We start from the raw sequence: 15,078 nt of genomic DNA on the forward strand, positions 1-15,078 counted from the left end.
CGGAACGCCGCATCGCCCCGTTCGGCTGCGAAGCAGTCGTAAAACCATTGCATGCGGTGTATCTGATACACCGCGATTGCAGGTTTTGGGGCCGCTTCGCGACCCAACGGGGGCAAGCCCCCTCGCCACAACAGGTTTGCGGACCTCAACTGACAGGCATTAACCGCGCCCGCCCGGTTTTTTTGTTAGACCACATCAAAAAAGCCCCGTGCCGGCTTCCCGACAAGGGGCTTTTTTGCGCGAAGTGTCTGTCTTGGCGATTCATCTGGATTTGATCTGCACCTTTTTGTCCGCGTTCATGGCTTCGGGCTTTTTCGGCAGCGAAATGCTCAGCACACCTTTACTGAAGTTCGCTTCGATCTTGTCGGCATCGACGCCTTTAGGCAGGCTGAATGCCCGCTGGAAGGAGCCATAGTGACGCTCTGACAGGTGATAACCCTTTCTTTTTTCTTCCTTGTCCTCTTTCTTTTCACCCTTGATGATCAGATTGCCGTTGGACAATCTGATGTCGATATTTTCCTGATCCATGCCCGGCAGTTCGGCGGTGATTTCGAAGCTTTCATCCTTCTCGGTAATGTCTACCGCAGGCAGGCTGCGGCCGATAAAATCCCGACTCCAGAACGGTTCGACATCAAACAGCCCACGCCGAAAAGGCGTCAGCCCCGAGCCACGATTGAAGTCTTCGAACAGGTGATCGACCTGTTGGCGCAGTTTTTCCAGGGGCCGCCAAGGGTCTGTCGCCATTGGTTGCTGATCGGTTTTTTCGTCGTCGGTATGCACCGGCATTTTTTTCTCGAAATTGGCCATTTTTCATTCCTCCTATCGAGCACTGCGGTGGGCCGGGAACGTCTCGGAGGCCGGTCCACCACGACAGATTCAGGCCTTACCTTAAAAGGTTAGTATTCCTGCGGCTGCCAGGCCAACCAACAGTCGGTTTCTGGCGGCGAGCCGTCTATCTCGAGAACTTGCGCGCACCGACCACGCAAAGAATCACCGCAACAGTCACACCCAACATGCCAAGGCTGACTTGCTCATGCAGCAGCGTGGCCGCCAGCGCCAAGCCAAAAAACGGCTGTAGCAGCTGAAGCTGACCGACGGCGGCAATCCCGCCCTGAGCCAGCCCGCGATACCAGAACACGAAACCGATAAACATGCTGAACAGCGAGACGTAAGCCAGGCTGAACCAGGCGGTCGGGGTGATTCCCGAGAGCGAAGGCGGGGCCAGGAACCAGGTCAGCGGGATCATGACCGGCAGCGACAGCACCAGGGCCCAGGAAATCACCTGCCAGCCGCCCAGTGTTCTTGAAAGCTTCGCGCCTTCTGCATAGCCCAATCCGCAGGCGAGGATGGCCAGCAACATCAGAATGTCCCCCGCAGGAGAAGCGGTCAGGCCTTGGGAGACGGCAAACCCCACCACCAGCAGGCTGCCCAACACCGAGAAAAACCAGAACACCGGCCGGGGACGCTCGCCACCGCGCCAGACCCCGAAGGCTGCCGTGGCCAGTGGCAACAGGCCTACGAAGACGATGGAATGCGCAGACGTCACATATTGCAGCGCCAGCGCAGTCAGCAGCGGAAACCCGAATACAACGCCCAAGGCCACGATTGCCAGGGAGAGAAGCTGACTCTTGGCCGGTCGCTTTTCGTTGAAAAGCAGCAACATGCACAGCGCCAAAATGGCCGCGATGCTGGCCCGGGCCACCGTCAAGAAGACCGGATCAAATTCCAGAACGGCCACCCGTGTTGCCGGCAGCGAGCCGCTGAAGATGAGCACGCCAATGAACCCGTTGAGCCATCCGCTCGCGGTCTTTTCCGTGGTGTGGTGTTGCAGGTGCGATGTGCGTTCCATTGAGGTTCCCCTTCATGCAGGTTGCATGGGAGGCATCGTATGGACGAAACTCAATACAATCAAAATATTGTCATGGATACACTTGCGCATGCCTCGTTCACGCTATAAATCACTGGTGGATGAATTTGCCGCGGATATCCGCTCAGGACGACTGTTGCCGGGCACGCGCCTGCCAACCCACCGCCAGCTGGCGGCAACGGAAGGCCTGGCCCTGGTGACGGCTAGCCGGGTTTACGCGGAGCTGGAAGCCATGGGCCTGGTCAGCGGGGAGATGGGGCGGGGGACTTTCGTCAGGGAAACCTCGTGGTCGCCAGGCCAGAGTATTGACCAGCATAGCGTTGCCGCTGGCATGACGGACCTGAACTTCAACTATCCGGCGCTTCCCGGGCAGGCAGAACTGCTGCGAAATGCCCTGCGCCAACTCGCATCGGCCGGCGATCTGGAATCGCTGCTGCGCTACCAGCCACACGCGGGGCGCCCGCATGAACGCGCCTCTGTGGCGCGACATCTGCGCGTCCGAGGCCTGACGGTCGAGGCGGAGCAGGTGCTGATCGTCACCGGTGCCCAGCAGGGGTTGGCCGTGACGATGATGGCGCTGTTGCAACCCGGTGACGTGATTGCGGCGGATGCCTTGACCTATTCGGGATTCAAGGCCCTGGCCGACTCACTGCACCTTGAAATCGTGCCCATTCCAGTGCTCGATCACGGTCCGGATCTGGAGGCGCTGGAAAGCCTGTGCCGGCACAGGCGCGTACGGGCCGTGTACACGATGCCGACCCTGCACAATCCGCTGGGATGGGTGATGAGTGCCGATCAACGCGACTGTCTGGTGACGATTGCGCGCCGACATGGGCTATTGATCATCGAGGACGCCGCTTATGCCTTCCTGGCGGAGAATCCCCCCGCACCGCTGGCGGACCTCGCCCCTGAGAGAACGGTGTACGTATCAGGCCTCTCCAAGAGCGTGGCCACCGGACTGCGCGTCGGCTTCGTCGTCGCCCCCCTTCAACACGTGCCCGCGCTGGAGCGCACGATCAAAGCGACGACCTGGAATACTCCGGGCGTGATGACGGCAATCGCCACTGCATGGCTCGACGACGGCACCGTCATGCAACTGGAAGCCGAGAAGCGCCAGGACGCGCAAGCGAGGCAAGTCGTGGCCGGCGAGGTACTGGCGGGGCTGCGCTGCATTCGCCATCCCTCGTCGTATTTTCTTTGGCTGCCGTTGTCGGAAGACGCAAGGGCCGATCAGATCGCCATGGCGTTGATGCGCGAAAACGTCTCGGTTTCCACCGCCGAACCGTTCGCCACTTCGGCCAACGTCCCGCATGCGTTTCGTCTGGCGCTGGGCTCCGTGGAGATGGGCGCATTGCGCGAGGCGCTGGAAAAAGTGAAGTGGATGATTGGGGCTTATTCGTAGTCGGAAGAGGGCTGTGCAGAGTTGATTCAAGCGCCGCTCTGAACCTGCTCAACGATCAGTTGGGCCAATACCCGTACCGGCTCGGTAAAACTTTGCCGAGGCCGATGGACGAGGCCGATATCACGATGGAAGGTGTGTTGCCCCAAGTCCAGCGCACGCACCCCGGCCGGCCAATCCTGATGGGTCGCCGTCTGCGGCACCAGCGCAACACCGACGCCATTTTCGACCAGCTTGATAATGGCCTCCAGTTCATCCAGCTCGCACACTTCACGCAAGGTGAAATGCATCTGCCGCAAGAAGCGATCGACCTGCCTGCCGCCGAACGATGACCGGTCGTAGCGAATGAAGGGTTGGCTGGAAAGCAGTGCCGACCAGTCTTCTCCGGGCACATCGCGCGGAACGATCAGCCGGTAGGGCTCAAGTGCCAGGGTCGTCCAGCGCAGATCGCTTTGCAGCGAGAAGGGCGGGCGAATGATCACCGCCATGTCGATCTCGCCGGCATCCACCAGGTTGACCAACTCCATCGACAGACCCGGGATCACACGGGTTCGGCATTGCGGACATTGTTGGTGAAATCTGGCGAGCGCATCCGGTAAGTACGAGCGCTGCACGGAAGCGATGGCGCCGATGTTCACCAGGACGCTGGCCGGCAGCCCAACCGTGGTAGACCCCAGATTGTCATAAAGGCGAAGCAGCTCCTGCGCCTGCAGAAGTATCTGGTGCCCCATTCTGTTCAGGTGAGCCGAGCGGCCCTTGCGGTCGAAAATCTGGAAACCCAGCTCGGCCTCCAGACGTTGCATCTGGGCGCTCACGGCGGCCTGCGTCAGCCCGATCCTGTTGCCGGCAGCGGCAAAGGTGCCTTCCCGTGCGACGGCGATAAGTGTTTTCAGTTCTTTGATCATTAACAAATATTAGTTGTGTTTCTAAGAAATATATATTGATTTTTTTGTTTGGTCTGCGGCTCTACGATTGGCTCCGTTCTCAAAAACAAAACCGATAAAAAACCTTGATTGGAGTTCCGATGAGCCTTTCTCCTTTTCACCTGGCGATCCCTGTTTATGACCTCGCGGCGGCACGCACCTTTTACGGTGAAGTGTTCGGGCTGCAAGAGGGTCGCTCCAGCACGCAGTGGGTCGACTTTGATTTCTACGGTCACCAACTGGTTATTCATGAACACCCAAAGACTGCTTCCCAAGAGAGCGTCCACAGCAATCCGGTAGACGGGCACGACGTCCCCGTTCCGCACTTCGGCATCATCCTGGAGTGGCAGCAGTGGGAAGCCCTGGCCGAGCGCCTGAAGTCCTTTGGTACCGAGTTTGTGATTGAACCCTACATTCGATTCAAGGGGCAGGTCGGCGAACAAGCCACCATGTTCCTGTTCGACCCGTGTGGCAACGCACTTGAGTTCAAGGCGTTCAAGGATATGAGCCAGCTCTTCGCCAAGTAATAGAAGTAATGGCACAACCTTGTTGTGCCATTCGATTTCAAGTGAGCTGGAAGCTCATGACTCTAGCAACTGCTACGTAACGCAGTCCTTTCATTCCAACAAGAAGGCTAGACATGAAACGTATCCCTTTGGTTTGGCAAATAGTTGCCGGGCTGTTGCTTGGCGTGCTCGTCGGTTGGTACTTCAATACACACCCGCAATATCAAGGGTGGATCAGTTCTGAAATCCTCAAACCCCTTGGCGATATCTTCATCAAGATGATGAAGATGGTCGTGGTTCCCATTGTCTTCTGTTGCATGATCCTGGGGATTGCCGGCGGCGGTGATAACAAGTCTTTTGGGCGCATGGGCGTCAAGTCGCTGGGGTATTTCTTCGCGATTACCGGCCTGGCCATTGTGATGGGGTTGTGTTTCGCCAATATCTTCGAGCCCGGCACGGGCACTGATATTTCGGGCATTTCCCACAGCACCGCTTCGGTCAACATGGAGCCTTCGAAGGGCGCTCTCGTCATCTTGCAGAACATCGTTCCCGATAACGTTTTTGTCGCGATGTCGGAAGCGAAGTTGCTCTCGGTACTGTTCTTCGCCGTGTTGTTTGGCCTGGCATTGAACTCGCTTCCCAGAGAAAAAAGCGCACCGGTAGTGGCGGTGGTTCAAGGCATTTCTGATGCCATGTTCAAGGTCGTCAGTATTGTCATGGCTTATGCGCCGATCGGGGTATTCGGCATGATTGGCGCTACCGTGGCGACCTTCGGTTTTGCCTCACTGTTGCCTTTGCTCAAGTTGATCGGTGTGGTTTATCTGGCCCTGATTGTCTTTGCGCTGGTGGTGCTGGGCGGCATTTGCTACCTGATTGGCGAGAATATTTTCAAACTGATCAAGTACTTTCGTAATGAGCTGATTCTGGCGTTCTCCAGCGCCGCCTCGGCGTCGGTCATGCCGCAGCTGATGAGCAAGCTGGAACACTATGGCGTGCCGCGCCGCATCGTCAGTTTCGTGGTGCCGGTGGGGTATGCATTCAACCTGGATGGCGCATCGATCTTCCTCGGCGTGGCGACGATTTTTGTCGCGCAACTCTATGGGATCGACCTGTCGCTGTCCCAGCAGATACTGCTGGTGGTGACGATGGTGCTGACCTCCAAAGGGGCTGCCGGAGTTCCCGGCTTCGCCATCATCATCCTGTCCGCCACCTTGGCATCGGCCGGTCTTCCACTGGAAGGGGTCGCACTGATTGCCGGCATTTTCCGGATTATCGACAGCGGTACCACCACCCTGAACGTGCTGGGTAATGCGATTGCACCCTTGGTCATCGCCAAATGGGAAAAGGTCAGCATTGAGCCTTCGGGGGTTGCCCGGGTGGTGCAGAAAACCTAGCCATGAAGAGCCGTCGGCCAACCCTGGGCGATGGCTCTGGTCTTTTATTCGAGGTAAAACATGACCGATAACAGCCTGAGAACCGATCTTTTTTCTGCGTACCGAATGGGCGCATTCGATCTCCCCAACCGTATTGTCATGGCGCCAGTCACCCGTAGCCGCATGGGTGAAGACGGTGTGCCTGACGAATTGCATGCCACTTACTACGCCCAGCGGGCCAGCGCCGGACTGCTTATCAGCGAGGCCACCAATATTTCCGCCCAGGGTCGCGGCTATGCCATGACCCCTGGTATCTGGACGCCAGAGCAGGTGGCTGGCTGGAAGAAGGTGACCGATGCCGTCCATGCCGCGGGGGGGCGAATCGTTTGCCAGCTGTGGCACGTGGGACGCTTCTCCCACGTAGACCTGCAACCGGATGGCGCACTTCCGGTGGCGCCATCGGCGATCAAAGCCCAAGGCACCACCTACACCGCCAACGGCGTGGTTGAAGTGTCCATGCCCCGCGCTCTGGAGACATCGGAGATCCCGGGCATCATCGAGCAGTACAAGCACGCAGCCGAATGTGCAAAACGCGCAGGCTTCGACGGCGTTGAAGTTCACTCTGCCAACAGCTATCTGCTAGACCAGTTCTTGCGCGATTCCACCAATCAGCGCACCGACCAATACGGCGGTTCCATCGAGAACCGGACTCGGTTGACCCTCGAAGTCACCGAAGCCGTGGTCGCGATCTGGGGCAGCGACCGGGTTGGCATCCGCCTCTCGCCGGTGACGCCGGACGCGGGCAATACACCGCCCGACAGCAACGTCATGGTCACCTACGGCTATCTGATCAAGCGACTGAATGCGTTCCACCTGGCATATCTGCATATCGTCGAAGGGGCCACCGCCACATCTCGCGATGTACCGGAAGGCATTGACCTGGACGCGCTACGGGCGTTGTTCCACGGCCCGTACATTGGCAACAACGGTTATGACCTTGATCTGGCCGTTTCGCGGCGCGCGCAAGGCAAGGTCGATGCCGTCGCATTCGGCCGACCTTTTATCGCCAACCCGGATCTGGTCGAGCGTCTGCGCTTTGGCTTCGAGTTGGTCGTTGCACCCCGTGAGGCTTACTACGGCGGTGGGGCAGAGGGTTACACCGACTGGCCCACCACCAACGCTGGAGGTGAAGTGAATGTCTGATCAACGGAAAACTCCACTCGGCAAATCCCGGGCGCTGGTCAGCCCCATCGGGCTGGGCACCGTCGGCATGGCGGGCTTCAACAACCACGTCAACTATCGCCAGTTCGAAGAAGCCATCGGTGTAGCTTTCGAAGGAGGCATCCAACACTTCGACGCAGCGCCGTTCTATGGGCATGGCAAGGCCGAGTATTACTTGGGGCATGCGATCCGGGAGCTGGGAATTCGCCAACACGTAACGCTCAGCACCAAGGCTGGCCGGATTCTGAAGCCCGCCAATCGCTTCAGGGAAGTGAAAGGGCGATATGCAATTGATTGGGTCGAGCCGCTGCCCTTTGTGGCGGAGTACGACTACTCCTACGACGGCATCATGCGTTCGTTCGAAGACAGCCAGTTTCGCCTGGGGCAAGACTTCATCGACGTTCTGCTTTTGCATGATGTGGGCGAAGCCTGGCACGGCGATCAGGCCGCCATCTATTGGGATCAGCTCAATAAAAGCGGTGGCTACCGGGCGCTCGATGAGTTGCGCGGAGGCGGCTATATATCGGCCGTTGGCCTCGGCGTAAACGACACCGATTCGGTACTTCGCGCCTCGTCCGAGTTCGACATCGATTGTGCACTGATTGCCGGGCGCTACTCATTGCTCAATCACGCGCCGTTGGACGGTGCCTTTGACGAACTCCAAAAGCGCAATGTCTCGGTCATCGCGGCAGGTGTTTTCAACTCGGGAATTCTGGCGACAGGAACGAAAGCCGGCAACTTGACGTATGACTACAACACCGTCCCCGAGGACATCCTGACGCGCGTCAGGAGCATCGAAAAAGTGTGCGATGCGTTCAATGTCGAACTTGTGTCCGCCGCGATCGAGTTCGTCAAATTGCACCCCGCCGTCAGCACGGTGTTGCTCGGTGCGCAGAACGCAGAGGCCGTCAGCACGAATCTTCAAGCGGCGTCCAGATCAGCCCCCAAGGCCTTCTGGGAAATGTTGAAAGTGCGCGGCTTGATCCCCGAAAAAGCGCCGGTTGAATGATTGCAGGCCGGCGCCTTGCAACCGCACATGAGTGCGAAAAAAACCAATCCCGTGTCAGTTACTTATCAGGAGTCATGCAATGAGCAGTCTTACTTACGTTCAGGAATACAACGCGATTGTCGAGGTGCTTAACCAGTACAACGAAGGTGGCGCGAAGGCCGACAGCGCGCTGATGAAACCCGCCTTCAACGAGCAGGCCACCATGTTTGGTGTCGATGGCGACAAGCTCGTCGGCGGCGCGATCCAGAATCTCTACGACGTCATTGACACCGCGTTCCGTCCATCCCCGGAAGCCAAAGCCGCCATCGTGCGCATCGACATCGTCGGCACGGCTGCCAGTGCGCGGGTCGATACCGACAACGTTTCCGGATTCCGCTTCACCGACTTCTTCAACCTGCTGAAGGTAGAGGGCAAGTGGACCATCGTCAGCAAGATCTACCACACCCATCCGAACACCTGATCCCTCGTCTTCACCGAAAGGAGAGCACCATGTCAAAGAACATCAAGGCAGTACCGACCGCCGAGTACAACGCCGTCATTGCCGTCGCCAATCAGTACGTTGAAGGACTGCGGGCGGGCAGTACGGAAGGTGTCGCGAAGGCATTCCACCAAGACGCGGTGATGTATGGCTTCACTAATGGCCAACTGCTCGGCGGCCCGATCAAAAACCTGTTTGATTTCGTTCGGAAAAACGGCAGTGCCCCCGACATCACAACCCGTCTCGACGTACTGGCGATCACGCCGACGACCGCTGTTGTGCGTGTTGATATGGAGAAGGATGCGATCGGTGCCGACTACAACGATTACCTGACCCTGATCAAAATCGATGGTGCCTGGAAGGTCATCGCCAAGGTCTATCACCAGTTCGAAGGTTGAGCGTCCACCGGTCCTGGTTGAGGCAGTGCCGGGACCGGAGTTCGTCCATCACCAAGGGGAGAAGCGACCGTGAGTGACGTTTTTATCATCGGCGCGGGCGGACTCGACCAGCGGTATTCGCAATGAAGTTGGTTTTGGTTGGCTCCACGGGGCTTGTAGGGCGAGAGGTGCTGAAAATGGCGCTCGCCGATCCACGTATCAGTCGTGTGGTAGCTCCGGTTCGCCGGGCACTTGTCGCTCATCCCAAGCTGCAGGCGCCTCTGGTCGATTTCGACATTTTGCCCGAAACGGTTGACTGGTGGCAGGCCGATGCCGTGATCTGCACCTTGGGCACAACGATGCGCAGTGCCGGTTCGAGAGACGCCTTTCGACGCGTCGATCTCGAGTACCCGATGCATGTGGCGCGCTTGGCCAAGCGGCATGGCACCTCAGCATATGTACTCAATTCGGCCATCGGGGCGAATCCGACTTCGCGTTTCTTCTACAACCGAGTGAAGGGCGAACTGGAGAAGCATCTGGCCGGGCTTGGCTTTCACTCACTCACCTATGTAAGGCCCGGTGTCATCGGTGGGCAGCGGGACGAGTTGCGATTGGGTGAGTGTGCACTGGTTTGCGCACTTGGCCTGGCCGGACGGCTGTTGCCCGCTCGCTGGCGACTTAACCCCGCGTCGCGGATCGCCCGAGCGTTACTCGAGTCCGCCCTTGAGCGCGCGCCGGGCATTCATGTCATCTCCTCCGAACGCTGCATTTGAGTACAGGTTCGGTGGGGGTTTTCAAGCAGGTTTTTTCTAGGAGGAACACAAATGCCGATGGTTGAATTTTCCGCTGTTCTGGACAGTGACGCAGCACACGCGTGGAGCGTGTTGAAGAAGTTTGGCGAGATTCAAAGGTGGCATCCGGCGATTGTCGAAAGCGGCATTGAGGACAACCAGCCTGATGGCATGGTGGGTTGCATTCGCAAACTCGTATTGGCCGATGGCGCGGTCGTCAGGGAGCGTTTGTTGTCAGTCGATGACCGCAATCTGACATTCTCATACCGCTTCGAAGAGGCGCCATTACCCTTGGATAATTACGTGGCCACCGTGAAACTGGCGCCCCTGACAGGCCAGTCCAAGGCGTTTATCAGTTGGTCCGCCAGCTTTGAGCTGCGCGAACCGAGTAGGGCAGAACAGTACCAGGAAGTTATTCGGGAGTTGATCGTCGAGGGGCATCACAGCCTCCAGACATTTCTGGGGCAGCGCTGAGCTGAACCAGACAGTGAAGAGCCTTTATTCCTGCACCTAGCGCATTACAATCTCACTGAATTTGACGGTAAGCGTCTCATCATTCCCATCCCGAAACGCCAGTTTGATCGCTGGTGTTTTGCTGAGCTTGCTGTTGCTCTGCTGGAAGATCAGCGTAACGCGTGTCGGTACGTTGCGAATCAGCGGGAAGCGTAGCCAGGCGTTGTCCTCGACCTGGCCTACCCGGATCGACTCGAACTTGAGAGGGCCGCCAGACTCGTCGAATAGTCGGGTGCCGTCGTCGAAGCGAAAGCTGCGATCCACGTTCAGATTGGTCAGTTCAAATGTGCAAGTGGGCAAGCGGCCGATATTTTCGCAGCCCTCCAGTTCGATGCGTACGTTATCCAGCACTTCCATGCGTTTGCCGAGCAGGTTGTTGCCTTCGTTTTCGACGATCTTGGCTTGCAGTTTTGCGAACTCGAAAGAGGGCTTGGCGTATTCGGTGCCCAGGATGAAGAAGCCAAAAGACAAGCCGGCAACCATGAGAAACTGCAACGCGCCGCGGAGCATCGGCGTGAAGTTACGAATCTGCCAGCCGATTGAAACGGTTCCCAGAAACAGAAAGGTACTCACCAGCAATACCACGTTTTTCCAACTGATGAAGCTGAAGCCGAACACGCTGGGGTCCGGCACCGCATAAGTGATTAACGCCCACATGGCGCCCAGCACGATACTGAGCCCTGCCATGCCGCGGGTGATCAATGAAGTGAATTTCTGAGTGCGGGTAAGCGGTATTGCTGAATCTTGCGGGGATATCACTGTGTTGACTCCTTGTTTCGTAGCCGATCGTCCGTCCTTGAAGGTGACTGTCAGGCTGTAGAATAGAAAACCTTGAAATATCAAGGTCCGGGGCCTGATTGTGGCGGGATGCCATTATCCAGTAATGGCGCTGTGGGTAAAGGCGCGCGGTACGGCTGCACTGGAATAAACATCGAATATTTGCTTAAGTCCACTGACACACCTGTGCGGTGATTGAATCCCAAGGCGCTTCAACCGGAGAATCCCATGACCCCTCGATTCCCGCGTTTCGCCGCATTGCTCGCCATCCTCCTGGTCGGCGCCTTGCCCTGCGCCCACGCCGTCGAATACACCCAGGTGAACACCACCGCCAGCAAGATCTCGTTCACCTATAACCAGTTCGGCTCCAGGGCGTATGGCACCTTCGGCAAGTTCGACGCCACGCTCGATTTCGACACGGCGAACCCCACCGCGGCCCACGCCAAGCTGACCATCGACCTTGCCAGCATCGACGCCGGGGGCAGCGACGCCAACAGCGAGCTGCAAAAGCCTGCCTGGTTCAACACGGCGGACTATCCGGTGGCGACCTTTGAATCGACTGGGGTGAAAGCGCTGGGCGATCACCGTTACATGATCACCGGCAACCTCACGCTCAGGGGCATGACGCGTGAGTTGCAGGTGAAGGTGCTGCTGAAGCCGGAGAAGGCCATCGGCATCTTCGATGGCGACATCATTCTTAAACGCAGGGACTTCAAGATCGGCGAAGGGGAGTGGGGCGACACGGTTGTCTCCAACGACATCAACATCCGCTTCCGCATCGTCGCGCCCGAGCGTTGATTTTCCTGCGAGGGCTCGATCTGTGACAATAGCGGGCTTAACCCGGAGTCTAAAACGCAATGCCCCAGCTCACCCACTTTGCCACCCCGTGCCCAGAGCCCATCAACAGCCAGATTCTGCAGATGGTCGTCGACAACCTGACCGACATCAGCATGGTGGGCATCGCGCCGAGCAACCCGTTGTACAACGTCTATCAATACACGGTGGGCTATGAGGTTCATCTCTACCTCGAAGCGCTCGGCGGCGCCAAAGGCATTGCGGTCGAACTGATCGTCGCCACGGACGATGAAGACCCCGAGCAGGTCATCGGCTTTCTGCTGTACCTGCCGGTCAAGGACGACCCCCAGGCGTGTGGCGTGGCGTATATGGCGGTGCAGGCCAGCCATCGGCGGCGGGGCGTCGCGCGGGCGATGCTGCAAGACATGCTCGGTCGCTACCCGCATGCCGAACTGACCTGCACGGTCGCCAAGGTGCCCTGGTTCGAGTCGATGGGCTTCCAGGTGCTGGGCGTGCGCGGCACTCAGGTGCTGATGAACACCCGTGATCACGGCACCGAAGGCTTGATGGGCCTATTGGATGTCACTTCGATCTACAGTTCTTTGGAGGTGCGGCAGATACATACGTATCTGCTGCAGAAACACGGCAAGCGGGCGATGATCGATGCAGAAAAGCAACGCGACCGTCATCTCGACCAAATGACGCGCAACGCCAAGGCGTTTGTGCTGGATCGTTTGAGCCAAGACGCCGGGCGCGGGTCTCGTCCCGACTAGACTGTTGAGTCCTTTCGGGCGCGCAGGCTGGCCGAGGCGTGATATTCTGTCGCACTAACTTGGTTTGACCTATTCGGTTCGTACGTCCACAGACGTCCGACGGAATCAATGTCGCTCCAGTAGCTGAGCCCAATAAAGATAAAAATCAGTGCACGAGGGACATATAACTGAGGTCGATGGAGACACGTCGGCCTTGTGTGCCCACCTTCAAATCCTTGTAAGTGTAGGAACCCACGGCACGCTGCCTGCGTACCCGTACTCTTGGGTTGCTCATGTTGAGGATTGAGGGCGGATGGCGTTTATCATAGGTGCTACAGATGTTTAAGAAACTGAACACGGCCCTGCTGGGGCTGGCTTTGTCGATGGGGATCACGTCCGCCTACGCGGAAGAGGCAAAGAAAGTCGATGTGCTGCTCATTGGCGGCGGCATCATGAGTGCAACGCTGGGTGTCTGGCTTAATGAGCTGGAACCTGGTCTGTCGATGGAAATGGTCGAGCGCCTCGATGGCGTCGCCCAGGAAAGCTCCAACGGCTGGAACAACGCCGGTACCGGTCACTCCGCCCTGGCCGAGTTGAACTACACCCCGGAAGATGACAAGGGCAACGTTCAGATCGCGAAAGCCGTTGAAATCAACGAAGCCTTCCAGATCTCCCGTCAGTTCTGGGCCTGGCAAGTTCAGCAAGGCGTGCTGAAGAACCCGCGTTCGTTCATCAACTCCACTCCACACATGAGCTTTGTGTGGGGCGATGACAACATCAAGTTCCTGAAGAAACGCTACGAAGCCCTGCAAGCGAGCCCGCTGTTCGCCGGCATGCAGTACTCCGAAGACCCAGCTGTGATCAAGAAGTGGGTTCCGCTGATGATGGAAGGGCGTGACCCGAACCAGAAAGTCGCGGCCACCTGGAGCCCGATCGGTACCGACATGAACTTTGGCGAGATCACCCGCCAGTTCGTCGCGCACCTGCAAACCACGCCGAAGTTCGACTTGAAGTTGTCTAGCGAAGTGCAAGACATCACCAAGAACGCAGACGGCAGCTGGCGCGTCAGCTACAAAAACCTGAAAGACGGCACCAAAACCGAAACCGACGCCAAGTTCGTGTTCATCGGCGCGGGCGGCGGTGCACTGCACCTGCTGCAGAAGTCCGGCATTCCTGAAGCCCAGGAATACGCAGGCTTCCCGGTTGGCGGCTCGTTCCTCGTGACCGAAAACCCGACCATTGCCGAGCAACACCTGGCCAAGGCCTACGGCAAAGCCTCCGTTGGCGCACCGCCAATGTCGGTTCCGCACCTGGATACCCGTGTCCTGGACGGCAAGCGCGTCATCCTGTTTGGCCCATTCGCGACCTTCAGCACCAAGTTCCTCAAAGAAGGCTCGTACCTGGACCTGCTGACCACCACGACCACGCACAACGTGTGGCCAATGACCAAGGTCGGCATCAAGGAATACCCGCTGGTCGAGTACCTTGCAGGCCAACTGATGCTGTCTGACGAAGACCGCCTCAACGCCCTGAAAGAATACTTCCCGAACGCCAAAGCCGAAGACTGGCGCCTGTGGCAAGCCGGCCAACGCGTGCAAATCATCAAGCGTGATGAAGCCGCTGGTGGCGTGCTGAAGTTGGGCACCGAAATCGTTGCTTCCGCTGACGGCACCATCGCCGGCCTGCTGGGCGCATCGCCAGGCGCATCGACTGCCGCACCGATCATGCTGACCGTGCTGCAGAAAGTGTTCAAGGACAAGGTTGCAACCCCTGCCTGGCAGGAAAAGCTGCACCAGATCGTGCCTAGCTATGGCACTCAGCTGAACAGCAACCCTGCGAAAGTGGCTGAAGAGTGGGCTTACACCGCCAAGGTGCTGGAGCTGACTCCGCCGCCGGTGATTGGTCAGGCGGCGGCTCCGGCTGCTGCTCCGGCCGCTCCGGCCAAGGCGCCGAAGGCTAATGCTGCGACGGATATGGCTTTGTAAGTAGAAGCGTAATCGGAAAGCCCACTGGTCGGTGACGGTCAGTGGGCTTTTTTGTGGGGGGGGTGGTTTTCAAGGGGCAGATTCATTTCGGCCCACATGACTGCTTTCGGCCCAAAAGCAGCCCTTCAGCGTGATTGCGAAATTAGAGAGGATTCAAAACGTCTGCATGGGCCGTTATCTCCTCCATGCAAAAAGGCCGTTATCCATAGTGACGGTAGGCCGTGGTGCAGTGGCATTCCTGCTTACCATAGTCGAATGCTATCTAAGATTATCCATAGGATACATTTGAGCAGCAGACACAATCGTGTTGCC

The 15,078-nt window shown here is 58.0% G+C and carries 17 protein-coding genes; 13 read left to right on the plus strand and 4 right to left on the minus strand.

The features are described 5' to 3' along the window. A partial coding sequence (locus PMI30_RS31830; RefSeq protein ID WP_238542030.1) for a hypothetical protein occupies positions 1-275 on the plus strand: 275 nt, incomplete at its 5' end. Here PMI30_RS31830 and PMI30_RS04830 read toward each other — a convergent pair. Both PMI30_RS04830 and PMI30_RS04825 read right to left on the minus strand, forming a co-directional pair. After that, the gene (locus PMI30_RS04830) at positions 262-807 is read right to left on the minus strand and encodes an Hsp20/alpha crystallin family protein (protein WP_008013617.1); all 546 of its coding nucleotides are present in this window, start codon (positions 805-807) and stop codon (positions 262-264) included. The genes PMI30_RS31830 and PMI30_RS04830 overlap by 14 nt on opposite strands. A 145-nt stretch (positions 808-952) precedes the next feature. Next, positions 953-1,849 carry a DMT family transporter gene (locus PMI30_RS04825; RefSeq protein ID WP_008013618.1) on the minus strand — a complete coding sequence of 299 codons (897 nt, stop codon included), beginning with the start codon at positions 1,847-1,849 and terminating at the stop codon, positions 953-955. Positions 1,850-1,937: 88 nt separating this feature from the next. Here PMI30_RS04825 and PMI30_RS04820 point away from each other — a divergent pair, with 88 nt between their 5' ends. Further along, positions 1,938-3,269, plus strand: coding sequence for an aminotransferase-like domain-containing protein (locus tag PMI30_RS04820; protein WP_008013619.1), 1,332 nt, complete (start codon positions 1,938-1,940; stop codon positions 3,267-3,269). 26 nt (positions 3,270-3,295) lie between these two features. On the opposite strand, the gene PMI30_RS04815 is transcribed toward PMI30_RS04820, so the two are convergent. Then, complete coding sequence (locus tag PMI30_RS04815) at positions 3,296-4,171, minus strand: LysR substrate-binding domain-containing protein (protein WP_008013620.1); 876 nt, start codon at positions 4,169-4,171, stop codon at positions 3,296-3,298. 119 nt (positions 4,172-4,290) lie between these two features. Between PMI30_RS04815 and PMI30_RS04810 the strand changes: the two genes are divergently transcribed. From PMI30_RS04810 to PMI30_RS04775, 8 genes are all read left to right on the plus strand, one after another. Continuing rightward, a complete protein-coding gene (locus PMI30_RS04810; RefSeq protein WP_008013629.1) occupies positions 4,291-4,716 on the plus strand; it encodes a VOC family protein in 426 nt (141 codons plus the stop codon). A gap of 113 nt (positions 4,717-4,829) precedes the next feature. Next, a complete protein-coding gene (locus tag PMI30_RS04805) occupies positions 4,830-6,089 on the plus strand; it encodes a cation:dicarboxylate symporter family transporter (protein WP_008013631.1) in 1,260 nt (419 codons plus the stop codon). Positions 6,090-6,149: 60 nt separating this feature from the next. Continuing rightward, positions 6,150-7,271 (plus strand): alkene reductase, encoded by a 1,122-nt coding sequence (locus tag PMI30_RS04800; protein ID WP_008013632.1) that lies wholly within the window; start codon positions 6,150-6,152, stop codon positions 7,269-7,271. Beyond that, positions 7,264-8,298 (plus strand): aldo/keto reductase, encoded by a 1,035-nt coding sequence (locus PMI30_RS04795; RefSeq protein WP_008013634.1) that lies wholly within the window; start codon positions 7,264-7,266, stop codon positions 8,296-8,298. The genes PMI30_RS04800 and PMI30_RS04795 overlap by 8 nt, the downstream gene beginning before the upstream one ends. 79 nt (positions 8,299-8,377) lie before the next feature. Further along, positions 8,378-8,758: a nuclear transport factor 2 family protein gene (locus PMI30_RS04790; protein WP_008013637.1), complete on the plus strand. Its 381-nt coding sequence runs from the start codon at positions 8,378-8,380 to the stop codon at positions 8,756-8,758. 29 nt (positions 8,759-8,787) lie between these two features. After that, the gene (locus tag PMI30_RS04785; RefSeq protein ID WP_008013639.1) at positions 8,788-9,174 is read left to right on the plus strand and encodes a nuclear transport factor 2 family protein; all 387 of its coding nucleotides are present in this window, start codon (positions 8,788-8,790) and stop codon (positions 9,172-9,174) included. 122 nt (positions 9,175-9,296) lie between these two features. Next, complete coding sequence (locus PMI30_RS04780; protein ID WP_032836144.1) at positions 9,297-9,926, plus strand: NAD-dependent dehydratase; 630 nt, start codon at positions 9,297-9,299, stop codon at positions 9,924-9,926. Between the two features lie 51 nt (positions 9,927-9,977). Beyond that, complete coding sequence (locus PMI30_RS04775) at positions 9,978-10,418, plus strand: SRPBCC family protein (protein WP_008013643.1); 441 nt, start codon at positions 9,978-9,980, stop codon at positions 10,416-10,418. Positions 10,419-10,454: 36 nt separating this feature from the next. On the opposite strand, the gene PMI30_RS04770 is transcribed toward PMI30_RS04775, so the two are convergent. Further along, positions 10,455-11,144 carry a hypothetical protein gene (locus tag PMI30_RS04770; protein ID WP_238542031.1) on the minus strand — a complete coding sequence of 230 codons (690 nt, stop codon included), beginning with the start codon at positions 11,142-11,144 and terminating at the stop codon, positions 10,455-10,457. Positions 11,145-11,462: 318 nt separating this feature from the next. Here PMI30_RS04770 and PMI30_RS04765 point away from each other — a divergent pair, with 318 nt between their 5' ends. From PMI30_RS04765 to mqo, 3 genes are all read left to right on the plus strand, one after another. Then, positions 11,463-12,032, plus strand: a complete 570-nt coding sequence (locus PMI30_RS04765) for a YceI family protein (protein WP_008013647.1) — start codon at positions 11,463-11,465, stop codon at positions 12,030-12,032. Positions 12,033-12,091: 59 nt separating this feature from the next. After that, positions 12,092-12,802 carry a GNAT family N-acetyltransferase gene (locus PMI30_RS04760; RefSeq protein ID WP_008013648.1) on the plus strand — a complete coding sequence of 237 codons (711 nt, stop codon included), beginning with the start codon at positions 12,092-12,094 and terminating at the stop codon, positions 12,800-12,802. A gap of 317 nt (positions 12,803-13,119) precedes the next feature. Next, positions 13,120-14,766 (plus strand): malate dehydrogenase (quinone), encoded by a 1,647-nt coding sequence (gene mqo, locus PMI30_RS04755; RefSeq protein ID WP_008013650.1) that lies wholly within the window; start codon positions 13,120-13,122, stop codon positions 14,764-14,766. Positions 14,767-15,078 lie beyond the last annotated feature (312 nt).

Source organism: Pseudomonas sp. GM50 (assembly GCF_000282375.1).
In the GTDB taxonomy this organism is placed as follows: domain Bacteria; phylum Pseudomonadota; class Gammaproteobacteria; order Pseudomonadales; family Pseudomonadaceae; genus Aquipseudomonas.

Bases quoted from the DNA above. Each gene is read 5' to 3' on its own strand.
- PMI30_RS04830 (WP_008013617.1), bottom strand. From the start codon at position 807: ATGGCCAATTTCGAGAAAAAAATGCCGGTGCATACCGACGACGAAAAA.
- PMI30_RS04825 (WP_008013618.1), bottom strand. From the start codon at position 1,849: ATGGAACGCACATCGCACCTGCAACACCACACCACGGAAAAGACCGCG.
- PMI30_RS04820 (WP_008013619.1), top strand. From the start codon at position 1,938: ATGCCTCGTTCACGCTATAAATCACTGGTGGATGAATTTGCCGCGGAT.
- PMI30_RS04815 (WP_008013620.1), bottom strand. From the start codon at position 4,171: ATGATCAAAGAACTGAAAACACTTATCGCCGTCGCACGGGAAGGCACC.
- PMI30_RS04810 (WP_008013629.1), top strand. From the start codon at position 4,291: ATGAGCCTTTCTCCTTTTCACCTGGCGATCCCTGTTTATGACCTCGCG.
- PMI30_RS04805 (WP_008013631.1), top strand. From the start codon at position 4,830: ATGAAACGTATCCCTTTGGTTTGGCAAATAGTTGCCGGGCTGTTGCTT.
- PMI30_RS04800 (WP_008013632.1), top strand. From the start codon at position 6,150: ATGACCGATAACAGCCTGAGAACCGATCTTTTTTCTGCGTACCGAATG.
- PMI30_RS04795 (WP_008013634.1), top strand. From the start codon at position 7,264: ATGTCTGATCAACGGAAAACTCCACTCGGCAAATCCCGGGCGCTGGTC.
- PMI30_RS04790 (WP_008013637.1), top strand. From the start codon at position 8,378: ATGAGCAGTCTTACTTACGTTCAGGAATACAACGCGATTGTCGAGGTG.
- PMI30_RS04785 (WP_008013639.1), top strand. From the start codon at position 8,788: ATGTCAAAGAACATCAAGGCAGTACCGACCGCCGAGTACAACGCCGTC.
- PMI30_RS04780 (WP_032836144.1), top strand. From the start codon at position 9,297: ATGAAGTTGGTTTTGGTTGGCTCCACGGGGCTTGTAGGGCGAGAGGTG.
- PMI30_RS04775 (WP_008013643.1), top strand. From the start codon at position 9,978: ATGCCGATGGTTGAATTTTCCGCTGTTCTGGACAGTGACGCAGCACAC.
- PMI30_RS04770 (WP_238542031.1), bottom strand. From the start codon at position 11,144: ATGGCAGGGCTCAGTATCGTGCTGGGCGCCATGTGGGCGTTAATCACT.
- PMI30_RS04765 (WP_008013647.1), top strand. From the start codon at position 11,463: ATGACCCCTCGATTCCCGCGTTTCGCCGCATTGCTCGCCATCCTCCTG.
- PMI30_RS04760 (WP_008013648.1), top strand. From the start codon at position 12,092: ATGCCCCAGCTCACCCACTTTGCCACCCCGTGCCCAGAGCCCATCAAC.
- mqo (WP_008013650.1), top strand. From the start codon at position 13,120: ATGTTTAAGAAACTGAACACGGCCCTGCTGGGGCTGGCTTTGTCGATG.